Origin of the sequence: Haematobacter genomosp. 1 (genome assembly GCF_002196855.1) — a bacterium.
Classification (GTDB): domain Bacteria; phylum Pseudomonadota; class Alphaproteobacteria; order Rhodobacterales; family Rhodobacteraceae; genus Haematobacter.
Genome location: NZ_NIPW01000034.1, coordinates 68,238 through 87,033 on the forward strand (window position 1 = coordinate 68,238; position 18,796 = coordinate 87,033).

Sequence of the window (18,796 nt, forward strand, 5' to 3'; positions counted from 1 at the left end):
CTGCGATGCCGGAGACGACCAAGAGCCTTTCCGACCTTGGGCTGCGCGCCCGCGACGGACGGGAGACGCGGATCACCGGCCTTTCGGTGGACAGCCGCACCGTGAAGCCCGGCCATCTGTTCGCTGCCCTTTCCGGGGCAAAGATGCACGGCGCGGAATTCATTCCCTATGCGCTCCGCATGAAGGCGGGCGCGGTGCTGACCGACCCGGCCGGTGCCGAGATGGCGCGGGAGGCATTGGCCGGAACGGATATTCCGGTGATCGTGGTGGAGGATGCCCGCGCCGCGCTGGCAGGGGCGGCGGCGCTCTGGTTCGGCGCGCAGCCACAGGTGATGGTCGCTGTCACCGGCACGAACGGCAAGACTTCGGTTGCCACCTTCACCCGGCAGATCTGGACGCGGCTTGGCCATCTCGCCGCCAATATCGGCACCACGGGGGTGGAGGGCGCCTTCGCCGCACCTGCCACCCATACCACGCCGGAGCCGCTGACGCTCCACCGTCTGCTGGCGGAGATGGTGGCCGAAGGGATTACTCATGCGGCGATGGAGGCCTCCTCGCACGGGCTGGAGCAGCGGCGTCTGGACGGTGTGCGGCTCCGCGCGGCTGGTTTCACCAACTTCACGCAGGACCACCTCGACTACCACCATGATTTTGATGCCTATTTTGCGGCGAAGGCGGGGCTTTTCACCCGCGTTCTCCCCGATGACGGCTCTGCCGTGGTGAATATGGACGATCCGAAAGGCGTCGAAATCGCGCGGCTCTGTCATGAGCGGGGCCTTCCTGTCCTGGGTGTGGGGCGCGGTTCTGTCGATCTCCGCATTACCGCCCAGCGGTTCGATGCGACCGGGCAGGAGCTGCGGTTCGACTGGCAGGGAAAGCCGCGTCAGGTGCGGCTGAACCTCATCGGCGGCTTTCAGGCTGACAACGTGTTGCTGGCGGCGGGGCTTGCCATCGCCTCCGGCAGCAAGGCCGAACGGGTGTTCGAGGCGCTCCCGACGCTCTCGACCGTGCGCGGGCGGATGCAACTTGTTGCCACGCGGGCCAACGGGGCTTCGGTCTTCGTGGATTATGCCCATACGCCGGATGCTGTGGCGACCGCTTTGAAGGCGCTGCGCCCGCATGTGCTGGGCCGCATCATCGTCGTCCTCGGCGCGGGCGGCGACAGGGACAGGGCGAAACGCCCGCTCATGGGAGAGGCCGCGCAGCGTTACGCGGATGTCGTCTATGTGACCGATGACAACCCCCGTTCCGAGGATCCCGCCGAGATCCGCGCCGCCGTAAAGGGCGGAGCGCCGGAGGCCAACGAGGTGGGCGACCGGGCGGAGGCCATCCTGCGCGCGGTGGACGCGCTCCAGCCGGGCGACGCCTTGCTCATCGCGGGCAAGGGGCATGAGACGGGCCAGACGATCGGCGATCAGGACTATCCGTTCGACGATGCGGAGCAGGCTTCCATCGCCGTCGCCGCTCTGGACGGCAAGCGCATATGAGCCCGCTCTGGACATCCGAGGATGCGGCCCGCGTCACAGGTGGCCGCGTCACGCGGCGCTGGGAGGCGACGGGTGTCGCCATCGACACGCGGGAACTCGTGCCGGGCGACCTGTTCGTGGCGCTGCGCGACCTGCGTGACGGACATGATTTCGTGGCCGAGGCGCTCCGCAAGGGGGCTGCGGCGGCGCTCGTCTCCCGCGTGCCGGAGGGTGTTGCGGAGGACGCCCCCTTGCTGGTCGTGCCGGATGTGCTCCGGGGGCTGGAGGAATTGGGGCGGGCCGCGCGGGAACGCAGCACGGCGCGGGTCGTCGGCGTCACCGGCTCCGTCGGCAAGACCTCGACCAAGGAAATGCTCCGCGCGATCCTTTCCGGTCAGGGACGGGTCCATGCGGCGGTGCGGAGCTTCAACAACCACTGGGGGGTGCCACTCACGCTTGCCCGGATGCCGGCCGACAGCGACTTCGCCGTCATAGAGATCGGCATGAACCATCCGGGAGAGATCGCGCCGCTTGCCCGGCTCGCCCGCCCTCATGTCGCGTTGATCACCACCGTGGCACCCGCGCATCTGGAGGCGTTCGACTCGCTGGAGGCGATCGCGATGGAGAAGGTCTCCATCCTCGACGGCCTGGAGCCGGGGGGGCATGTGGTGTTGCCGGGAGACCTGGCCGTCACGCCAGTTCTTGCAAAGCGGGCCGAAGGGGTGGCGACCACTTGGTTTGGCGCGACGCCGGCCTGTGACTGGCAGCTTCTCGAAACGCGAATCACCGACAGCGCCACCTCCTCCCGCGCGCTGGCGGAGGGACGGACGATCCTGTTCCGCGTGCGCTCGGCGGGGCGGCATTTCGCGATGAACGGGCTTGCCGCGCTTGCGGTCGCCGATGCGCTCGGGCTGGACCTGACGATGGCGATCCTCGATCTTGGCCACTGGGCGCCCCCGGAAGGTCGCGGCGCGCGGGAGCGGATCCTGCTTGACGTCATCGACGACCGGATGGCCTTCGACCTGATCGACGACGCCTTCAACTCCAACCCGGCCTCGCTGGGCGCGGCGCTGGACCTGCTGGCGGCGACGGAGCCGAAGGATGGGCCGGGCCGCATCGTGAAGGGCCGCCGGGTGGCCATTCTTGGCGACATGCTCGAACTCGGCCCGGAGGAGATGGAGATGCATCGGCAGATTGCCGCGCATCCGGCCATGGCCACCCTCAACATCGTGCATTGCGTCGGTCCGCGGATGAAGGCACTTCATGCCGCGCTGCCGCGAGAGAAACGCGGCGAATGGCATGAGACGGCGGAGAGCCTTCTTCCGCGTCTCCGCCATCTGATCGACGCAGGAGATGTTGTGCTGGTGAAAGGTTCCAAGGGGATCAAGCTCCCCCCCGTGGTGGAGGCGCTGCGCCGTCTCGGCACACCCGAAGCCCAGGCGGCGGGAGGGGAATAGTGTTCTATTGGCTGGCGGAGTTCGCGCAGGGCGGCGGTTTCCTGAATCTGTTTCGCTACATCACCTTCCGGGCGGGCGGGGCGTTCTTCACCGCGCTGGTCATCGGCTTCGTGTTCGGGCGTCCGTTCATCGAATTTCTGAAATCGAAGCAGCGGCATGGCCAACCCATCCGCGACGACGGCCCGGCGAGCCATCTGGTGACCAAGGCGGGCACACCGACGATGGGCGGCGCGCTGATTCTGTCGGCGCTGACGCTTTCCACGCTGCTCTGGGCGCGTCTCGACAATCCCTATGTCTGGATCGTCCTGTTCGTGACGCTGGGCTTCGGGGCCATCGGCTTTGCCGACGACTGGCGCAAGGTCACGCGGAACAACACCAAGGGCGTCTCCGGCCGTGTCCGCATCGGCATCGGGCTGGCCATCGCGCTGCTCGCCTCCGTCGCCTGTGCATGGGTTCAGCCTTCGGAACTGCGGTTTCAGCTTGCGCTGCCGATCCTCAAGGACGCGCTGTTCAACCTGCACCTGTTCTTCATTCCCTTCGCGATGCTGGTGATCGTGGGCGCGGCCAATGCCGTGAACCTGACCGACGGTCTGGACGGTCTGGCGATCATGCCGGTGATGATCGCCGCCGCCTCCTTTGGCGTTATCGCCTATTTCGTGGGGCGGGTGGACTTCACCAACTATCTTGGCCTGCATTACGTGCCCGGAACCGGCGAACTGGTGATCTTTGTCGCGGCGCTGATCGGGGCGGGTCTGGGCTTTCTGTGGTTCAACGCGCCCCCTGCGGCGGTCTTCATGGGCGATACCGGATCGCTTGCGCTCGGCGGGGCGTTGGGTGCGATCGCGGTGGCCACCAAGCATGAGATCGTGCTGGCCATCGTGGGCGGGCTTTTCGTGGTGGAGGCGCTCTCCGTCATCATCCAGGTGCTGTATTTCAAGCGCACCGGGCGTCGCGTGTTCCTGATGGCCCCGATCCACCACCACTTCGAGAAGAAGGGCTGGGCGGAGCCGCAGATCGTCATCCGCTTCTGGATCGTCTCCATCATTCTCGCGCTCGTGGGGCTGGCGACGCTGAAACTGCGGTGAGCGGGGCACAAGAAATGCCACGCGTTCTGCTGCGGAACGGGTAACCTGCCTCCACAATCGGGAGAGCAGGCAATGGCGACACAGCGGGCGATGGCCGATACCTTTCGGAAGGCGCTTATGGCGGAGGGGGATCGGCCTCTCCCCTCCGCATGGCCGGGATCGTCGCGCGACAGGCGGGGGAGGGCATGACCGGCATACGCTTTCCCCGCTGCTCTCCGATCTTCCGCGTGTTCGATGAGGCGAAGGCGCGGGAGTTCTACTGCGACTTTCTTGGCTTCCGCGTCTTGTTCGAGCACCGCTTTGCCCCCGGGACGCCGCTTTACATGGGAGTGGAGCGCGGGGGCTTCGAATTGCATCTGTCCGAACACCATGGCGACGCGACCCCCGGATCAACCGCTTTCGTGGAAACCGAGGGCATCCGGGCCTTTCACCGCGACCTGCTCAACAAGCAATATCGCTTCAACCGGCCCGGACTGGAGGAAGCCCCCTGGGGGCTTCTGCTTGAGGTGGTCGATGCGTTCGGCAACCGGATCAGGTTCTGCGAGCGGGCATGAAAAAGGGGCGCATCGACGACGCGCCCCCGGGACCATGACCGCTGCGGATCAGCGGTTGATATCGACATCCTTGGTTTCCTTGCCGGCCACCAAAGCGATGAGCGTCAGCACCCCCATGACCGACAGATAGACGCCGACCCAGAACGGGCTGCCGCCGCCATAGCTCCAGAGCGCCACGGCAATGAACGGGGCGACGGCGGCGCCGAGGATGGAGGAGACGTTGTAGGAGATGCCCGAGCCGGTATAGCGGACATTGGCCGGGAACAGTTCCGGCAGCAGCGCCCCCATCGGCCCGAAGGTCATCCCCATCAGCGAGAAGCCGAGGATAAGCCACGCCACTACGCCAAAGGTCCCCGCGGACAGCATCGGCACCCAGATGAGACCGAAGGCGATAATCCCCAGCGTCACCCAGATCAGCGTCTTGCGGCGCCCGAGCTTGTCGGCCAGCGGGCCGGAAACCATGGTGAAGATACCGAAGAACACCACGCCCAGAATCATCATCAGCACGAAGGTGCGGTAATCGTAACCCAGACCGGGCAGCGCCGCGGAGGAAGCCGCGCGCCCGTAGGACAGGGAGAAGGTGGTCATCAGATAGAACAGCACGTAGGTCGCCAGCATGTAGAACGTGCCGAGGATCAGTTCGCGCGAATGGAGCTTGAACGCGGCGGCCAGCGGAACTTTCTGGACCTTGCCCTTCTGCACCGTCTTGGTGAACGCTTCCGACTCCACCAGATGCAGCCGGACGTAGAGGCCGACGATCACCATGATGGCGGAGAACAGGAACGGGATGCGCCAGCCCCAGCTCAGGAAGGCTTCGGAGGGGCGCGACGGATCATCCGAGGGCATGACAGCCGCGATGATCAGGAACAGGCCGTTCGCGATGATGAAGCCGAGCGGCGCGCCAAGCTGCGGGAAGGTGCCGAACAGGGCGCGTTTGCCCTCCGGCGCGTTTTCCGTCGCGACAAGCGCTGCACCGGACCATTCGCCGCCGATGGCAAAACCCTGCGCCAGCCGCAGGATGACAAGGAGCAGCGGCGCCAGCCAACCCACCATGTGGTAGGTCGGCAGCAGGCCGATCAGGAAGGTCGCGATCCCCATGGTCAGCAGCGCGCCGACCAGCGTGAGCTTGCGCCCCTTCTTGTCTCCGAGGTGGCCGAAATAGATCGCGCCCAGCGGACGGGCGATCATCGCGGCCCCGAAGATGGCAAAGGAGGCGAGGAGCGCCGTCGTATCGTTGCCGGCGGGGAAGAACAGGTGCGGGAAGACCAGCACGGCCGCCGTGGCATAGACGTAGAAGTCGTAGAATTCGACGGTCGTTCCGACGAGACTGGCCAGAATGACGTTGGTTCTTGAATTGACGGGTGCGGCGGGCTCCGCGGCCGCCTGGGAGGTGGTGGACATGTTATTGCTTTCTGTGGCTGGCTCCGCGACGCAAGGGGGCTCTTTCCTGCCGGGTCGGGGAATTTTCCGTCGCGTGGGTTAACAGCCCTCTTGCCTGCCCACAAGATGTGCTCTGTCCGGCTGCGCCTGATGGCCATGAAAAAGCCCCGACGTTTCCGCCGGGGCTTTTTTGCCTGATGTGAGGTGCCGGCTCAGCCGATCGCGGCAGCCTTCACCTCGTCATCGATATAGGGAACGTACTGGGCAAAGTTCGCCGCAAACATCTCCACGAGTTTCTTTGCCTGCGCATCGTAGGCAGCCGGATCGGCCCAGGTTGAGCGCGGGTCCAGCAGCTTTGCATCCACATGCGGCACGGAAACCGGAACATCGAAGCCGAAGTTCGGATCCTTGCGGAAACTGCCGCCATTCAGGGAGCCGTCAAGCGCGGCGGCGAGCAGCGCCCGCGTCGCCTTGATCGGCATCCGCTTGCCCGTGCCATAGGCGCCGCCCGTCCAGCCGGTGTTGACCAGCCAGCAGGTCGCGCCCTGACTGTTGATCTTCTCCTGCAGGAGCTTGCCATAGACTTCCGGCCGCCGCGGCATGAAGGGTGCGCCGAAACAGGTGGAGAAGGTCGGCTGCGGTTCGGTCACACCTTGTTCGGTGCCGGCGACCTTGGAGGTGAAGCCGGAAAGGAAGTGATACATCGCCTGCGCCGGCGTAAGGCGCGCGATGGGCGGCAGCACGCCGAACGCATCGCAGGTCAGCATGATGACGTTCTTCGGATGCCCGCCCAGACCGGAGTCCGACGCGTTGGAGATGTAGTCCAGCGGATAGGCCGCCCGCATGTTCGCGGTCAGGCTGTCATCCTCGAAATCCAGCGCCTTGGTGTAGGGCTCGAACACCATGTTCTCGATCACGGTCGCGAACTTGGAGGTGGTCGCGTAGATTTCCGGCTCGGCTTCGGGCGAGAGGCTGATCGTCTTGGCGTAGCAGCCGCCTTCGAAGTTGAAGGTGCCGTTCTCCGACCAGCCATGCTCGTCATCGCCGATGAGGACGCGGGACGGATCGGCGGAAAGCGTCGTCTTGCCGGTGCCGGACAGGCCGAAGAAGATCGCCGTATCCGCGATGTTGCCGGGCGCGTGGTTGGCCGAGCAGTGCATCGGCATGACGCCCTTTTCGGGAAGGATGTAGTTCAGCAGCGTGAAGACGGACTTCTTGTTCTCACCCGCATAGGCGGTGTTGCCGATCAGGATCAGCTTTTTGTCGAAGTTGAGCGCGATCACGGTCTCGGTCCGGCAGCCGTGCTTCTTGGGGTCGGCCTTGAAGGTCGGGCAGTTGATGATCGTCCATTCCGGCTGGAACGAGTCCAGTTCCTGCCGCTCCGGCCGCCGCAGGAGATGCCGGATGAACAGCCCGTGCCAGGCCAGCTCCGTCACCAGCCGCACATCCAGCCGATGGGCGGGATCGGCACCGCCGAACAGGTCCTGCACGAAGTAATCACGCCCCTTCATGTGCGCGATCATGTCTTCATACAGCCGGTCGAAGGCCTCCGGCGCCATCGGCGCGTTGTTCTCCCACCAGATCTTGTCTTCGACCGAAGGGGTCCGGACGACGTGCTTGTCCTTGGGCGAGCGGCCGGTGTGGCTGCCGGTGTCGACCAGAAGCGACCCACCCTTGCCAAGCGTACCCTCGTTCCGCTTCAGCGCCTCTTCGACCAGCGCGGGCTCAAGGAGGTTGTAATAGACGTTCCCCAGCCCGGCCAGGCCCTGATCCTCAAGGCGGCAGGCGGGGTTCACGTGTCCAATTGTCATAGTCAAGCTCCGATGCCCCCAGATTAGGCGATGAAAATAACTCTCCGTCGCGGGCGGTGCGATGGCGGCGGAAGTGGGTGACACATCAATCTTACAGAACGGATTTCGGAATGAATAGGACGCTTTCAACGGGTTAGCGCTAGCACGAAAAGGTTAGCGCCATCATTGGCGGTAAATTGCGGCGTGCACAGGATGTTAGGGGTTTGTTCCCTTTTTGCCCCTACATTGCGGGGGATGAAGGCGATTCGGGAGACGGGGTGATGGCGGCAGCAGGGGAGCGTATCGCACTCGTGGACGATGATCGTCACATGCTCATTTCGCTCGGACGGTTGCTGGAGCGGGACGGGTTCGTGGTGGAGCGGTATGCAGACGGAAGGGTGGCGCTCGCGGCCTTCGGGCGGCAGCCGCCCGACTTGGCGGTCATGGACATCGGGATGCCGCGGATAGACGGGCTGTGCCTGCTCCGGCGGGTGCGGCGGCGCAGCCGTCTTCCGGTTATCTTCCTCACCGGTTGCGATGGAGAGGCAGCCGAGGCGGATGCGCTCCGCCTTGGCGCCGACGACTTCCTGCGCAAGCCCGTCTCCCCGCCGCTTCTGTCGCTGCGCATACGTGCCGTGCTGCGCCGCCATGTGCCGGAGGGCGATATGCTGGTGAGAGGCGGCCTTGACCTTGACCGCGCCACCCGTCTCGCGCGGTGGAATGGCGCGCCGGTTCCCCTGACGACCCGTGAGTTCGCGATTCTGGACCGTCTCGCCAGCCATCCGGGCCATCTTCGAACGCGCGAGGAACTGCTCGACACTTCTGGGGCGGGTGGGGCAGAGCGGGCCATCGACAGCCATATCAAGCGGATACGCCAAAAATTCCGTGCCGTTGACCCGGCCTTTGCCGCGATACGCACGCTCTATGGCGAGGGATACCGGTTCAGCTCTGGTTGACAAGGCTGTCAAAAGGTCAGGTTACCCATCGGCTCGCGCTGGTGATACACTACCGGTGAGAGCCGTGGCCGCGAGAGGTGCGCATTGGGGGCAGAGGGACGACAACCGGCGGTGACAGCCGGGGAGGGCGTATTGGTTCACGGCAGCACGGTGTCCGTCGCCGGACGTGGGCTACTGATCCTTGGCCGGTCGGGGAGCGGAAAATCGGGCCTCGTTCTTCAGTTGATGGCGTTCGGAGCGGAGCTCGTGGCCGATGACCGGACCAGGGTCGTCCGGCGGGGCGATGCGGTGATGGCGACGTCGCCCGACACGATCCACGGTCGTGTGGAGGCGCGGGGCGTGGGCATCCTCGCCGCGGCTGCCGGGCAGGCTGTTCCGCTGGCGCTGGTGGCTGACCTCGACCGCACGGAAAAGGCACGACTGCCCGAGCAGCGCAGCCATGATGTCCTTGGTGTCGCACTCCCCTTGCTATTCAGGGTCGACGCTCCCCATTTTCCCGCAGCGCTGCTGCAATGGCTCAAGGCGGGACGAATCGCATGACGGGCGATGGAACGCGACAAGATGATCCTCCCGGCGAGAGCCGGATTGTCCTGGTGACCGGAGCTTCCGGGGCCGGGCGGTCCAGTTCGCTCGCCGCGCTGGAGGATCTGGGCTACGAGACGATCGACAACCTGCCGCTCCGCATGGTGCCGAAACTGCTGGAAGGCGGCGCGCTCGTCCATCCGCTCGCCCTGGGTATCGATGTGCGAAACCGTGATTTTTCCACCGATGCGACTCTGGAACTCATCGATGTCATGACCGCGCTGCCGGAGATTGACGTCGATCTGCTCTATCTGGACTGTGCGGTGGACGTTCTGGTGCGGCGTTATTCCGAAACGCGCCGCCGCCATCCGCTCGCGCCTGCGGAGCAACCCGCGCTGGGTATTCAGCGGGAGCTGGAGCTTCTCGCCCCGATTCGGGAGCGCGCGGACGTCCTTGTCGATACATCAGAAATGACGCCGCATGATCTACGGGAAGAAATCTCGCGCTGGTTCGCGCTTGAGCGCGGGGGGGCACTGGCCGTTTCCGTTCATTCCTTCTCTTATAAACGAGGTTTGCCGCGTGGCGTGGACATGGTGTTCGACTGTCGCTTCCTGCGCAATCCGCACTGGAATCCCCTGTTGCGCCAGAAGGATGGCCGCGATCCCGCCGTTGCCAACTATGTGGAGGCGGATCCGCGGTTCGATCCCTTTTTCGTGAAGGCGAGGGATCTCCTGATAAGCCTGCTTCCCGCTTATGTTGAGGAAGGCAAGACGCATCTGGCAGTGGCCTTCGGTTGCACAGGAGGACAGCACAGGTCGGTTGCAACTGCAGAAAAAATGGCCAAGACGCTTGCGGAAGCGGGCTGGCCGGTGTCAAAAAGACATAGGGAACTGGAGCGCAGAGGGTCCGTTGCCCCTGCAGCATTCGAGACACTAGGGCGTGAGGTAACTGGGGCGTGATCGGTATCGTGATCGTCGCGCATGGAGGCCTTGCCCGGGAGTACCTGGCAGCCGTCGAGCATGTGGTCGGCAAGCAGGACGGAATCCGGGCGATCTCCATCGAGGAAGACCATAATCGCGCGGCGAAGCAGGAAGAAATCTTCGGCGCCGCTGATGCGGTGGACACCGGAGATGGCGTTGTCGTGGTGACCGACATGTTCGGAGGTTCGCCCTCCAACCTGTCGCTTCGCGCCTGCACGCAGGGGGGGCGCCGTATTCTTTACGGTGCGAATCTGCCCATGCTCATCAAGCTGGCGAAATCGCGGAACCTCACGGTTCAGGAAGCGGTCGAGGTCGCGATGGATGCGGGGCGGAAATATATCAACAGCATCGACCTTTGCGCACCGCGAGCCGCTTCGTGACGGGTTTCGCGCGGGAATTGCGGATCGTGAACGAGAAGGGCCTTCATGCCCGCGCCTCGGCCAAATTCGTCGAGGTTGTTGAAGGTCATGACGCGGAGGCCGCCGTATCCAAGGACGGCATGACCGTTTCTGGCGATTCGATCATGGGTCTGCTCATGCTCGCCGCATCACGGGGCACCACGATCCATGTCGAAACGAAGGGCACGGAGGCAGAGAAGCTCGCCGACGCGCTTGAGACACTTGTCTCCGGGCGCTTCGGCGAGGAGTTCTGATCAGCGCGTGGGAACCGGCTTTTCACCCCGGTAGTCATAGAACCCGCGCTTCGCCTTCCGCCCCAGCCAGCCAGCCTCGACGTATTTGGTCAGCAGCGGGCAGGGCCGATATTTCGTGTCGCCGAAGCCTTCATGCAGCACGTTCATGATCGCAAGGCAGGTGTCCAGACCGATGAAATCCGCCAGTTCAAGCGGACCCATGGGGTGATTCGCCCCGAGCTTCATGGATTCGTCGATGGAGGTCACCGACCCCACGCCCTCATAGAGCGTATAGACCGCCTCGTTGATCATCGGCACCAGGATGCGGTTCACGATGAAGGCCGGGAAATCCTGCGCCACGGCCGCCGTCTTGCCGAGCGATTCCACGATGGCCAGCATCGTTTCGAAGGTCTCGTCATCGGTCGCGATCCCGCGGATCAGCTCTACGAGCTGCATGACCGGAACGGGATTCATGAAGTGCAGCCCCATGAACTTCTCCGGCCGGTCGGTGCGCGAGGCGAGACGGGTGATGGAGATCGACGAGGTATTCGTCGTCAGGATCGTATGCGGCCTGAGATGCGGCACCAGATCCTCGAAGATCTTCTGCTTGATCGCCTCCCGCTCCGTCGCCGCTTCGATCACCAGATCGGTCGGGCCGAGATCGGGGAGGGACGTCGTGGTGCTGATGCGGGCGAAGGCAGTCTCACGCTCTTCGGCCGTGATTTTCTCGCGCTGAACCTGCCGGTCGAGGTTCTTGGCGATCACGCCCTTCGCCCGCTCCAGCGCCTCCGCCGAAATGTCGTTCAGCACCACATCGTAGCCCGACAGGGCAAACACATGCGCGATGCCGTTGCCCATCTGCCCGGCGCCGATCACGCCCACCGTTCTGACTTGCATGTCATCCTCCGTCTTTGCGCAGACCTTAGGGCGCGCGCCGCGCCGCGGCAACAGAGGGCGGTGCAAAAGAAAGCGGGGCCCGAAGGCCCCGCCATGTCGTTGATGCTGCCGAAAGGCTCAGAGCTTTTCGGTCAGTTCGGGCAGAAGCGTGAAGAGATCGCCGACGAGGCCGTAATCCGCCACCTGGAAGATCGGGGCTTCCTCGTCCTTGTTGATGGCCACGATGACGCGGCTGTCCTTCATCCCGGCGAGGTGCTGGATCGCCCCCGAGATGCCGACCGCGACATAGAGGTCCGGCGCCACGACCTTACCGGTCTGGCCCACCTGCCAGTCGTTCGGGGCAAAGCCCGAATCGACGGCCGCACGGGACGCGCCCACCGCAGCGCCGAGCTTGTCGGCCAGCTTCTCGATGACGGCGAAGTTCTCTTGGCTGCCGACGCCACGCCCGCCCGAGACCACGATCTTGGCCGAGGTGAGTTCGGGACGGTCGGAGGCTGCGACCTTGTCCTCCACCCAGGAGGACAGGGCCGGGTCAGCCGCCGCCGTTGCCGATTCGACCGATGCCGAACCGCCTTCGCCCGCCGCCTGGAAGTTGGCGGTGCGGACGGTCAGCACCTTCTTCGGGTCGGAGGACTGCACCGTCTGGATCGCGTTGCCGGCATAGACCGGGCGCTCGAAGGTGGAGCCGTCCACCACGCCGGAGACGTCGGAGATCACCATCACGTCGAGCAGGGCGGCCACGCGCGGCATCACGTTCTTGGCCGATGCGGTCGAGGGCGCGACGATCTGCTCGTAATCCCCCGCGAGGCTGACCACGAGATCGGCCAGAGGCTCAGCCAGACCATGCCCGTAGAGCGGGGCATCGGCGACGAGCACCTTGGCCACGCCATCCAGTTTCGCAGCCGCTTCACCCGCGCCGGAGACGCCTTCGCCCGCGACGAGGACCGTCACCGGGCCGAGCGACTTCACCGCCGACAGGGCCTTCGCCGTCGCATCGACCGCGAGATCGGCACCCGTCACTTCCGCAACAAGAAGCACAGCCATCAGAGCACCCCCGCTTCGTTCTTCAGTTTGGAGATCAGCTCATCAACCGAGCCGACCTTCACCCCGGCCTTGCGGCCCGCCGGTTCCACGGTCTTGACGATCTTCAGCCGCGGCGTGACATCGACGCCGTAGTCGGCGGCGGTCTTTTCCTCGAGCGGTTTCTTCTTCGCCTTCATGATGTTCGGCAGCGAGGCATAGCGCGGTTCGTTCAGCCGCAGGTCCGCCGTCACGACGGCGGGCAGCTTCACCTTCACCGTCTGTAGGCCGCCATCCACCTCGCGGGTCACGACGGCGGAATCGCCCTCGATCACCACTTCGGAGGCGAATGTCGCCTGCGCCCAGCCGAGGAGCGCCGCCAGCATCTGGCCGGTGGCGTTCATGTCGTTGTCGATCGCCTGCTTGCCGGTGATGACAAGGCCCGGTTGCTCCGCGTCGATGACGGCCTTGAGGATCTTGGCAACGGCGAGCGGCTCGATGTCGGTGGTGACATCCGGTGCGGCTTCGACGAGAATCGCCCGGTCAGCCCCCATGGCGAGCGCGGTGCGCAGCGTCTCCTGCGCCTGCTTCACGCCGATGGAAACCACGACCACTTCTTCGGCCGCGCCTTTTTCCTTCAGGCGAATCGCTTCTTCGACCGCGATTTCGTCGAACGGGTTCATCGACATCTTGACGTTCGCAAGGTCAACGCCCGAACCGTCCGCCTTCACGCGAACCTTGACGTTGTAGTCGATCACCCGCTTCACAGGCACCAATATCTTCATGGGCAACTCCCCTCCGTGCGCCCGTTCAGAGGCGCGGTTCATGCTCTCCAACGGCTTGTTAGCGAGTTGGATCGGCACAGGACAGGGAAAATTCGCACTTCGCGCTGCTTCGCAGCGTCAACGGTTCGCGCCGGGAACCCAGAGCACATCGGCCGCGCCGTTGTCGTTGGCGACGCGCGACGCCACGAAGAACCAGTCGGACAGGCGGTTGAGGTAGCGCACCGCCGCCTCTGTCACATCGCCTTCGGCGGCAAGGGCGACGGCCAGACGTTCCGCGCGCCGGCACACGGTGCGACAAAGATGCAGATGCGCAGCAAGGGCGCTTCCCCCCGGCAGCACGAAGGACCGGAGGGGAGACAGTGCGGCATTCATCGCGTCGATCTCCGCCTCCAGCCGGTCCACCTGGGCGGGAACCATGCGGAGGGGGGTGTATTTCGCCTCATGATCCCGGTCCACGCCCGGACGCGACAGGTCCGCCCCCAGATCGAACAGGTCGTTCTGGATGAGGCCTAGGCGCGCATGCATCTCCCCTTCCGCATGCAGCCGCGCGAGACCGACCGTCGCGTTGGTTTCATCCACCGTGCCGTAGGCTTCCACCCGCAGGCTGTCCTTGCGGACGCGCTCGCCGTTGGAAAGCGCGGTTTCTCCGCCATCGCCGGTGCGGGTGTAGATGCGGTTGAGCACGACCATCACATTCTCCGCAGGTAAACGAAGACCAAGATCAGGATCACAGCCACAGCCTGCGCGATGATGCGGTAGCGCATGATCCGGTTGGCATGGCGGCGGTTGAACTCGCCCCCGCGGGCAAAACCGCCCACTCCGATCATCAGGATGATAAGCACGGCGAAACAGGCGATCGCCACGATGAGGAACAAGGGGTCGTGGAGCATGCTGTCTCCGATGCTGGCTCTGGGTCTGCCGCGATTCTCGATCGGGCGATCCGGGGTCTGGCGCGCGAAGGCCGCGTGTTGCGGACCTCCCGTGTTTTTCTCCGTCTTACGCCCCCCCGCGGCGCAAGGCCACCCTTACTGCCGCCGGAGCAGCGCATCCATCGCCCGATCCGGCAGCAGCCGTTTGAGCGTCACCCCCAGCAGCGCGGGCGTGGTGACCGTGTAGCGGAGGCGGGGGCTGCGGCTTTCCAGCGCGCGGAGGATGACGCGGGTCACGGCCGAGGGGGGCAGTTCCCAGCGATCCTTCTCGGGCGTGCCGTAGAGCCGCTCCAGAAGGCTCGTGCGATATTGCTCCCGGCGCGCGGAGGCTTCCCAGTCGATCCAGCGCTCGAAATGGAGCTTGGCATTGACGCGGAACTGCGTGGCGATGGGGCCCGGCTCGACGAGGCTCACCCGGATCGGCGTGTCGGAGAGTTCGAGGCGCAGCGTATCCGTCAGCCCCTCCAGCGCGAACTTGCTGGCGACATAGGCGCCCCGCCACGGAGCGGGCACCACTCCAAGGATGGAGGAGACGGTGACGATCCGCCCATGCCCCTGCCGCCGCATCGCCGGGATCACCTGCCGGGTCAGGTCATGCGTACCGATGAGGTTGACCTCCATCACCTCGCGGAGCGCGCCGCGCGGCAGATCCTCCACTGCGCCGGGACAGGCGAAGGCGCCGTTGTTCAGGAGGGCATCCAGCCCGCCGCCGGTGCGCGCCAGCACCTCCGAGACCGCGTGTGCGACGCTGTCCTCGCTCGCCAGGTCGAGCGGTAGGCTCTCCAGCCCCTCCGCTTCAAGACGCGCGCAATCCTCCGCCTTGCGGCAGGTGGCGAACACCCGCCAACCCAGGGTGTGGAGCCGGCGCGCGGCATCAAGGCCGATGCCGGACGAGCAGCCGGTGATGAGGATGGAGCGGGTCATGCGTTTCCTTGTGCGGTGGGCGAAGGCGGCGAACTTGCACATCCGCGTGACGAAGGTCCAGTTCCCGCGCGATCCTTCCACGGCACGGCACGGCACGGCACGGCACGGCACGGCACGGCACGGCCCACGGCTCGACCGGCGCCCCGGTGAAAGCCGCTGCCGCCACACTTCCCGCTGGACCGTGCCCGCCTGCTCAAGCTAGATCGGGCCATGACCGACGCCTCCGACAATATCGAACACGGGCTGCCCACCAGTTCGGAACCGCTCCGCCGTGCCATTGGCGAGCGTTACCTGACCTATGCGCTGTCCACGATCATGAATCGCGCCCTTCCCGATGCGCGGGACGGGCTGAAGCCGGTGCACCGGCGGATCCTCTATGCCATGCGGGAATTGCGGCTGTCCTCTTCCGGGGGCTTCCGCAAATCGGCGAAGATCTCCGGCGACGTGATGGGGAACTATCACCCGCATGGCGATACCGCGATCTATGACGCGATGGCGCGGCTCGCGCAGGATTTCGCGGTCCGCTATCCGCTGGTGGACGGGCAGGGGAACTTCGGCAATATCGACGGGGACAACCCCGCCGCCTCCCGCTACACCGAAGCCAGGCTGACCCCCGCCGCCGAGGCGTTGATGGAGGGGCTGGCGGAGAACGCCGTCGATTTCCGCCCGAACTACGATGGCACGCTGGAGGAGCCGGTGGTGTTCCCGGCTGCCTTCCCGAACCTGCTGGCCAACGGGGCGTCCGGCATCGCGGTCGGGATGGCGACCAATGTGCCGCCCCATAACCTCGGCGAGCTGGTTGCCGCGTGCCGCGCGCTGATCGCCACGCCCACGATCACCGACGAATCGCTGGTGGCGCTGGTCCCCGGCCCCGATTTCCCGACGGGGGGCGTGATCGTGGAGCCGCGCGATTCCATCGTGGAGGCCTACCGGACGGGGCGCGGCTCCTTCCGGCTCAGGTCGCGATGGGAGACGGAAGATCTGGGGCGCGGCACCTGGCAGATCGTGGTGACCGAGATCCCCTATCAGGTGCAGAAATCCCGCCTGATCGAGCGGCTGGCCGAACTCATCCAGCTGAAGAAGGTGCCGATCCTCGCCGATGTGCGCGACGAGAGCGCGGAGGACGTGCGCATCGTTCTGGAGCCGCGGTCCAAGAACGTCGATGCGGAAATGCTGATGGCCCAGCTCTACCGCAATTCCGATCTGGAGATCCGCTTCTCGCTCAACATGAACGTGCTGATCGACGGGCGCACGCCCAAGGTCTGCTCGCTGAAGGAGGTGCTGCGCGCCTTCCTCGACCATCGGCGCGAGGTGCTGATCCGCCGGTCCTCGCATCGGATGGAGAAGATCGATCACCGGCTGGAGGTGCTGGCCGGGCTGCTCGTCGCTTATCTGAACCTGGACCGGGTGATCGACATCATCCGCTACGACGACGATCCGAAGCGCGCGCTGATGGCGGAGGACTGGTCCCGCGCCCATGTCCGCGCCATGTCGGAGAAGGACTACCGCCCGCCCGTGCCGGGGCAGGGGGAGCTGACCGAGGTTCAGGTCGAGGCGATCCTCAACATGCGCCTCCGCTCTCTCCGCCGACTGGAGGAGATGGACCTGCGGCGGGAGCATGACGCGCTGACGAAGGAGCGGGAGGCGCTGGAGGCGCTGCTCGGCTCCGAGGCACGGCAGTGGAAGCAGATCGGCAAGGAACTGGCAGAGGTGGACCGTCAGTTCGGCAAGTCCGCTCCCGGCGGGGCGCGCCGCTCGACCTTCGCGGAAGCCGGTCAGATCGAGGATGTGTCCTATGAGGCGATGATCGAGCGCGAGCCGATCACCGTGGTCTGCTCGCGCATGGGCTGGATCCGCGCGCTGAAAGGTCATGCCGCGCCGGGAACGGAGATGAAGTTCAAGGACGGCGACGGGCCGGGCTACCTCTTCCACGCGGAGACGACGGACCGGATCCTGCTCCTTGGCTCCAACGGCCGGGTCTATACGCTCATCGGCGCCAACCTGCCCGGCGGGCGGGGCATGGGGGAACCGGTGCGCCTGATGGTGGACCTGCCGAACGAGGCGGAGATCGTGGCGCTGTTCGTGCATCGTCCGGGCGCGCGCTATATCGTCGCATCCGATGCCGGTGACGGCTTCGTCGTGGTGGGGGACGATGCGCTGGCCCAGACCCGCGCCGGCAAGGTGCTGCTGAACCTGTCGGGAGAGGCGAAGGCGAAAATCTGCGAGCCCGTCTCCGGCGATCATGTCGCCGTGGTGGGCGACAACCGCAAGCTGCTGGTCTTCCCGCTGACAGAGCTGCCGGAAATGGGCCGCGGCAAGGGTGTGCGGCTTCAGAAATACAAGGACGGCGGCCTGTCCGACGTGCGGACCTTCACGCTGGCCGACGGGCTGAGCTGGAAGGATCCGGCAGGGCGGACACGGACGGAAACGGACCTGACCGAGTGGCTGGCCGCGCGGGCCTCCACCGGGCGGATGGCGCCGCGTGGCTTCCCGCGGGACAACCGCTTCACCCGTGACTGAGGACGGGCGGATTGCGCGGCGCGGGGCGCTCGGCTATGGCTGGGGCGACCTTGCCGCCAAGCCGCGCTGCGCAAATCCGATGCGGAGACCCTGATGATCCGAGCCTTCCATCGTCTCGCCTTTCCGGCGCTGCTTCTGCTGCTTGCCGCCTGCGGGGGGATCGGCGAGCGGCGTGTCGTGCAAAGCGAACTGCCGCCGATGGGGGAGTTCCGGCTCGGCTACAACATCGTCGTGGCGAAGAATGCGCAGAAGGTACCCATCTCGCGCGAGGTGACGACGGAGCAGCTTGAAACCGCCCTCCGGGACGCCGTGCAGGAGCGGTTCGGCAGCTATGAGGGGCGCAAGCTCTATCATATCGCGATCAATGTGGATGCCTATGCGCTTGGCCCGCCGGGGGTTCCCGTCGTCGCTTCGCCGAAGTCGGTGCTGGTCATCAGCGCCAACGTCTGGGACGACATCCGGCGCAAGAAGATCAACACCGAACCCAAGCAGCTCACCATCTGGGAGAACCTGACGGGCGCGACCTTCGTCGGCTCCGGTCTTACCCAGAATGCGGAAAGCCAGCTCCGCAACCTCGCCCGCAATGCCGCGAAGGAAGTTCAGGACTGGATGCTGGAGCATCCCGAGTGGTTCGAACTCACCCCCGAGGACGAGGTGGCGATGGAGGAGGCGCGGGCCGCCGCCGCCGCGGAAGCCCGCCGGACGGGGGGTCATGCCCGCCCCGCCACCCCGCCCAACCCGTAACCCGGGTGTCGCGCCTGCCCTGGGTCGCAGGGTCATTCTGCAAGTGGTGCTTGATTTCCGGCCCTTGGCCTAATAGGTAGCCCCGCGTGTTTAATCGGGTCCATTCCGGACCCCCGGACATGGGGCGCCTCGACGATGGCAAAGGCAAAGTTTGAA

General features: G+C 65.5%; 19 protein-coding genes. 11 read left to right on the top strand and 8 right to left on the bottom strand.

Annotation, left to right across the window (positions count from 1 at the left end; translation table 11 throughout):
• Positions 1–5 precede the first annotated feature (5 nt).
• The 4 genes from CDV49_RS16485 (at position 6) to CDV49_RS16500 (ending at position 4,562) form a co-directional block, all read left to right on the top strand.
• Positions 6–1,487 (top strand): UDP-N-acetylmuramoyl-L-alanyl-D-glutamate--2,6-diaminopimelate ligase, encoded by a 1,482-nt coding sequence (locus CDV49_RS16485; RefSeq protein WP_088216498.1) that lies wholly within the window; start codon positions 6–8, stop codon positions 1,485–1,487.
• Positions 1,484–2,923, top strand: coding sequence for a UDP-N-acetylmuramoyl-tripeptide--D-alanyl-D-alanine ligase (locus CDV49_RS16490; protein WP_088216499.1), 1,440 nt, complete (start codon positions 1,484–1,486; stop codon positions 2,921–2,923). Before CDV49_RS16485 ends, CDV49_RS16490 begins: the two co-directional genes overlap by 4 nt.
• Entirely contained in the window at positions 2,923–4,008 is a 1,086-nt protein-coding gene (mraY, locus tag CDV49_RS16495) for a phospho-N-acetylmuramoyl-pentapeptide-transferase (protein ID WP_088216500.1), read from the top strand. Before CDV49_RS16490 ends, mraY begins: the two co-directional genes overlap by 1 nt.
• Before the next feature lie 185 nt (positions 4,009–4,193).
• Complete coding sequence (locus CDV49_RS16500) at positions 4,194–4,562, top strand: glyoxalase superfamily protein (protein ID WP_088216516.1); 369 nt, start codon at positions 4,194–4,196, stop codon at positions 4,560–4,562.
• 48 nt (positions 4,563–4,610) lie between these two features.
• Here the strand turns inward: CDV49_RS16500 and CDV49_RS16505 are convergent, their stop codons facing one another.
• A complete protein-coding gene (locus CDV49_RS16505; protein ID WP_088216501.1) occupies positions 4,611–5,963 on the bottom strand; it encodes an MFS transporter in 1,353 nt (450 codons plus the stop codon).
• Positions 5,964–6,154: 191 nt separating this feature from the next.
• The gene (locus tag CDV49_RS16510; RefSeq protein WP_088216502.1) at positions 6,155–7,753 is read right to left on the bottom strand and encodes a phosphoenolpyruvate carboxykinase; all 1,599 of its coding nucleotides are present in this window, start codon (positions 7,751–7,753) and stop codon (positions 6,155–6,157) included.
• A gap of 260 nt (positions 7,754–8,013) precedes the next feature.
• Here CDV49_RS16510 and CDV49_RS16515 point away from each other — a divergent pair, with 260 nt between their 5' ends.
• The 5 genes from CDV49_RS16515 (at position 8,014) to CDV49_RS16535 (ending at position 10,842) form a co-directional block, all read left to right on the top strand.
• Positions 8,014–8,688, top strand: a complete 675-nt coding sequence (locus tag CDV49_RS16515) for a response regulator transcription factor (RefSeq protein ID WP_088216503.1) — start codon at positions 8,014–8,016, stop codon at positions 8,686–8,688.
• Positions 8,689–8,820: 132 nt separating this feature from the next.
• Entirely contained in the window at positions 8,821–9,228 is a 408-nt protein-coding gene (locus tag CDV49_RS16520) for an HPr kinase/phosphorylase (RefSeq protein ID WP_256947381.1), read from the top strand.
• Positions 9,225–10,169, top strand: coding sequence for an RNase adapter RapZ (gene rapZ / locus CDV49_RS16525; protein WP_088216505.1), 945 nt, complete (start codon positions 9,225–9,227; stop codon positions 10,167–10,169). The genes CDV49_RS16520 and rapZ overlap by 4 nt, the downstream gene beginning before the upstream one ends.
• Entirely contained in the window at positions 10,166–10,570 is a 405-nt protein-coding gene (locus tag CDV49_RS16530) for a PTS sugar transporter subunit IIA (RefSeq protein ID WP_035708542.1), read from the top strand. The genes rapZ and CDV49_RS16530 overlap by 4 nt, the downstream gene beginning before the upstream one ends.
• On the top strand, positions 10,567–10,842 hold the full coding sequence (locus tag CDV49_RS16535) for an HPr family phosphocarrier protein (protein WP_088216517.1): 276 nt from the start codon (positions 10,567–10,569) through the stop codon (positions 10,840–10,842). The genes CDV49_RS16530 and CDV49_RS16535 overlap by 4 nt, the downstream gene beginning before the upstream one ends.
• Here CDV49_RS16535 and CDV49_RS16540 read toward each other — a convergent pair whose 3' ends face one another.
• The 6 genes from CDV49_RS16540 to CDV49_RS16565 form a co-directional block, all read right to left on the bottom strand.
• The gene (locus CDV49_RS16540) at positions 10,843–11,718 is read right to left on the bottom strand and encodes a 3-hydroxybutyryl-CoA dehydrogenase (protein WP_088216506.1); all 876 of its coding nucleotides are present in this window, start codon (positions 11,716–11,718) and stop codon (positions 10,843–10,845) included.
• Positions 11,719–11,835: 117 nt separating this feature from the next.
• On the bottom strand, positions 11,836–12,762 hold the full coding sequence (locus tag CDV49_RS16545) for an electron transfer flavoprotein subunit alpha/FixB family protein (protein ID WP_088216507.1): 927 nt from the start codon (positions 12,760–12,762) through the stop codon (positions 11,836–11,838).
• A complete protein-coding gene (locus CDV49_RS16550) occupies positions 12,762–13,523 on the bottom strand; it encodes an electron transfer flavoprotein subunit beta/FixA family protein (RefSeq protein WP_088216508.1) in 762 nt (253 codons plus the stop codon). The genes CDV49_RS16545 and CDV49_RS16550 overlap by 1 nt, the downstream gene beginning before the upstream one ends.
• A 117-nt stretch (positions 13,524–13,640) precedes the next feature.
• Positions 13,641–14,213 carry a cob(I)yrinic acid a,c-diamide adenosyltransferase gene (locus CDV49_RS16555; RefSeq protein ID WP_088216509.1) on the bottom strand — a complete coding sequence of 191 codons (573 nt, stop codon included), beginning with the start codon at positions 14,211–14,213 and terminating at the stop codon, positions 13,641–13,643.
• Positions 14,213–14,413, bottom strand: coding sequence for a twin transmembrane helix small protein (locus CDV49_RS16560; protein WP_088216510.1), 201 nt, complete (start codon positions 14,411–14,413; stop codon positions 14,213–14,215). The genes CDV49_RS16555 and CDV49_RS16560 overlap by 1 nt, the downstream gene beginning before the upstream one ends.
• Before the next feature lie 135 nt (positions 14,414–14,548).
• Positions 14,549–15,376, bottom strand: a complete 828-nt coding sequence (locus CDV49_RS16565; protein WP_088216518.1) for an SDR family NAD(P)-dependent oxidoreductase — start codon at positions 15,374–15,376, stop codon at positions 14,549–14,551.
• A 210-nt stretch (positions 15,377–15,586) separates the two neighbouring features.
• Between CDV49_RS16565 and parC the strand changes: the two genes are divergently transcribed.
• A complete protein-coding gene (gene parC, locus CDV49_RS16570; protein WP_088216511.1) occupies positions 15,587–17,896 on the top strand; it encodes a DNA topoisomerase IV subunit A in 2,310 nt (769 codons plus the stop codon).
• A 93-nt stretch (positions 17,897–17,989) separates the two neighbouring features.
• A complete protein-coding gene (locus tag CDV49_RS16575) occupies positions 17,990–18,640 on the top strand; it encodes a hypothetical protein (RefSeq protein ID WP_179209245.1) in 651 nt (216 codons plus the stop codon).
• Positions 18,641–18,796 lie beyond the last annotated feature (156 nt).

Bases quoted from the DNA above. Each gene is read 5' to 3' on its own strand.
- CDV49_RS16550 (WP_088216508.1), bottom strand. From the start codon at position 13,523: ATGAAGATATTGGTGCCTGTGAAGCGGGTGATCGACTACAACGTCAAG.
- CDV49_RS16555 (WP_088216509.1), bottom strand. From the start codon at position 14,213: ATGGTCGTGCTCAACCGCATCTACACCCGCACCGGCGATGGCGGAGAA.
- CDV49_RS16540 (WP_088216506.1), bottom strand. From the start codon at position 11,718: ATGCAAGTCAGAACGGTGGGCGTGATCGGCGCCGGGCAGATGGGCAAC.
- CDV49_RS16490 (WP_088216499.1), top strand. From the start codon at position 1,484: ATGAGCCCGCTCTGGACATCCGAGGATGCGGCCCGCGTCACAGGTGGC.
- CDV49_RS16500 (WP_088216516.1), top strand. From the start codon at position 4,194: ATGACCGGCATACGCTTTCCCCGCTGCTCTCCGATCTTCCGCGTGTTC.
- CDV49_RS16560 (WP_088216510.1), bottom strand. From the start codon at position 14,413: ATGCTCCACGACCCCTTGTTCCTCATCGTGGCGATCGCCTGTTTCGCC.
- CDV49_RS16545 (WP_088216507.1), bottom strand. From the start codon at position 12,762: ATGGCTGTGCTTCTTGTTGCGGAAGTGACGGGTGCCGATCTCGCGGTC.
- parC (WP_088216511.1), top strand. From the start codon at position 15,587: ATGACCGACGCCTCCGACAATATCGAACACGGGCTGCCCACCAGTTCG.
- CDV49_RS16515 (WP_088216503.1), top strand. From the start codon at position 8,014: ATGGCGGCAGCAGGGGAGCGTATCGCACTCGTGGACGATGATCGTCAC.
- CDV49_RS16485 (WP_088216498.1), top strand. From the start codon at position 6: ATGCCGGAGACGACCAAGAGCCTTTCCGACCTTGGGCTGCGCGCCCGC.
- CDV49_RS16565 (WP_088216518.1), bottom strand. From the start codon at position 15,376: ATGACCCGCTCCATCCTCATCACCGGCTGCTCGTCCGGCATCGGCCTT.
- CDV49_RS16575 (WP_179209245.1), top strand. From the start codon at position 17,990: ATGATCCGAGCCTTCCATCGTCTCGCCTTTCCGGCGCTGCTTCTGCTG.
- CDV49_RS16505 (WP_088216501.1), bottom strand. From the start codon at position 5,963: ATGTCCACCACCTCCCAGGCGGCCGCGGAGCCCGCCGCACCCGTCAAT.
- rapZ (WP_088216505.1), top strand. From the start codon at position 9,225: ATGACGGGCGATGGAACGCGACAAGATGATCCTCCCGGCGAGAGCCGG.
- CDV49_RS16510 (WP_088216502.1), bottom strand. From the start codon at position 7,753: ATGACAATTGGACACGTGAACCCCGCCTGCCGCCTTGAGGATCAGGGC.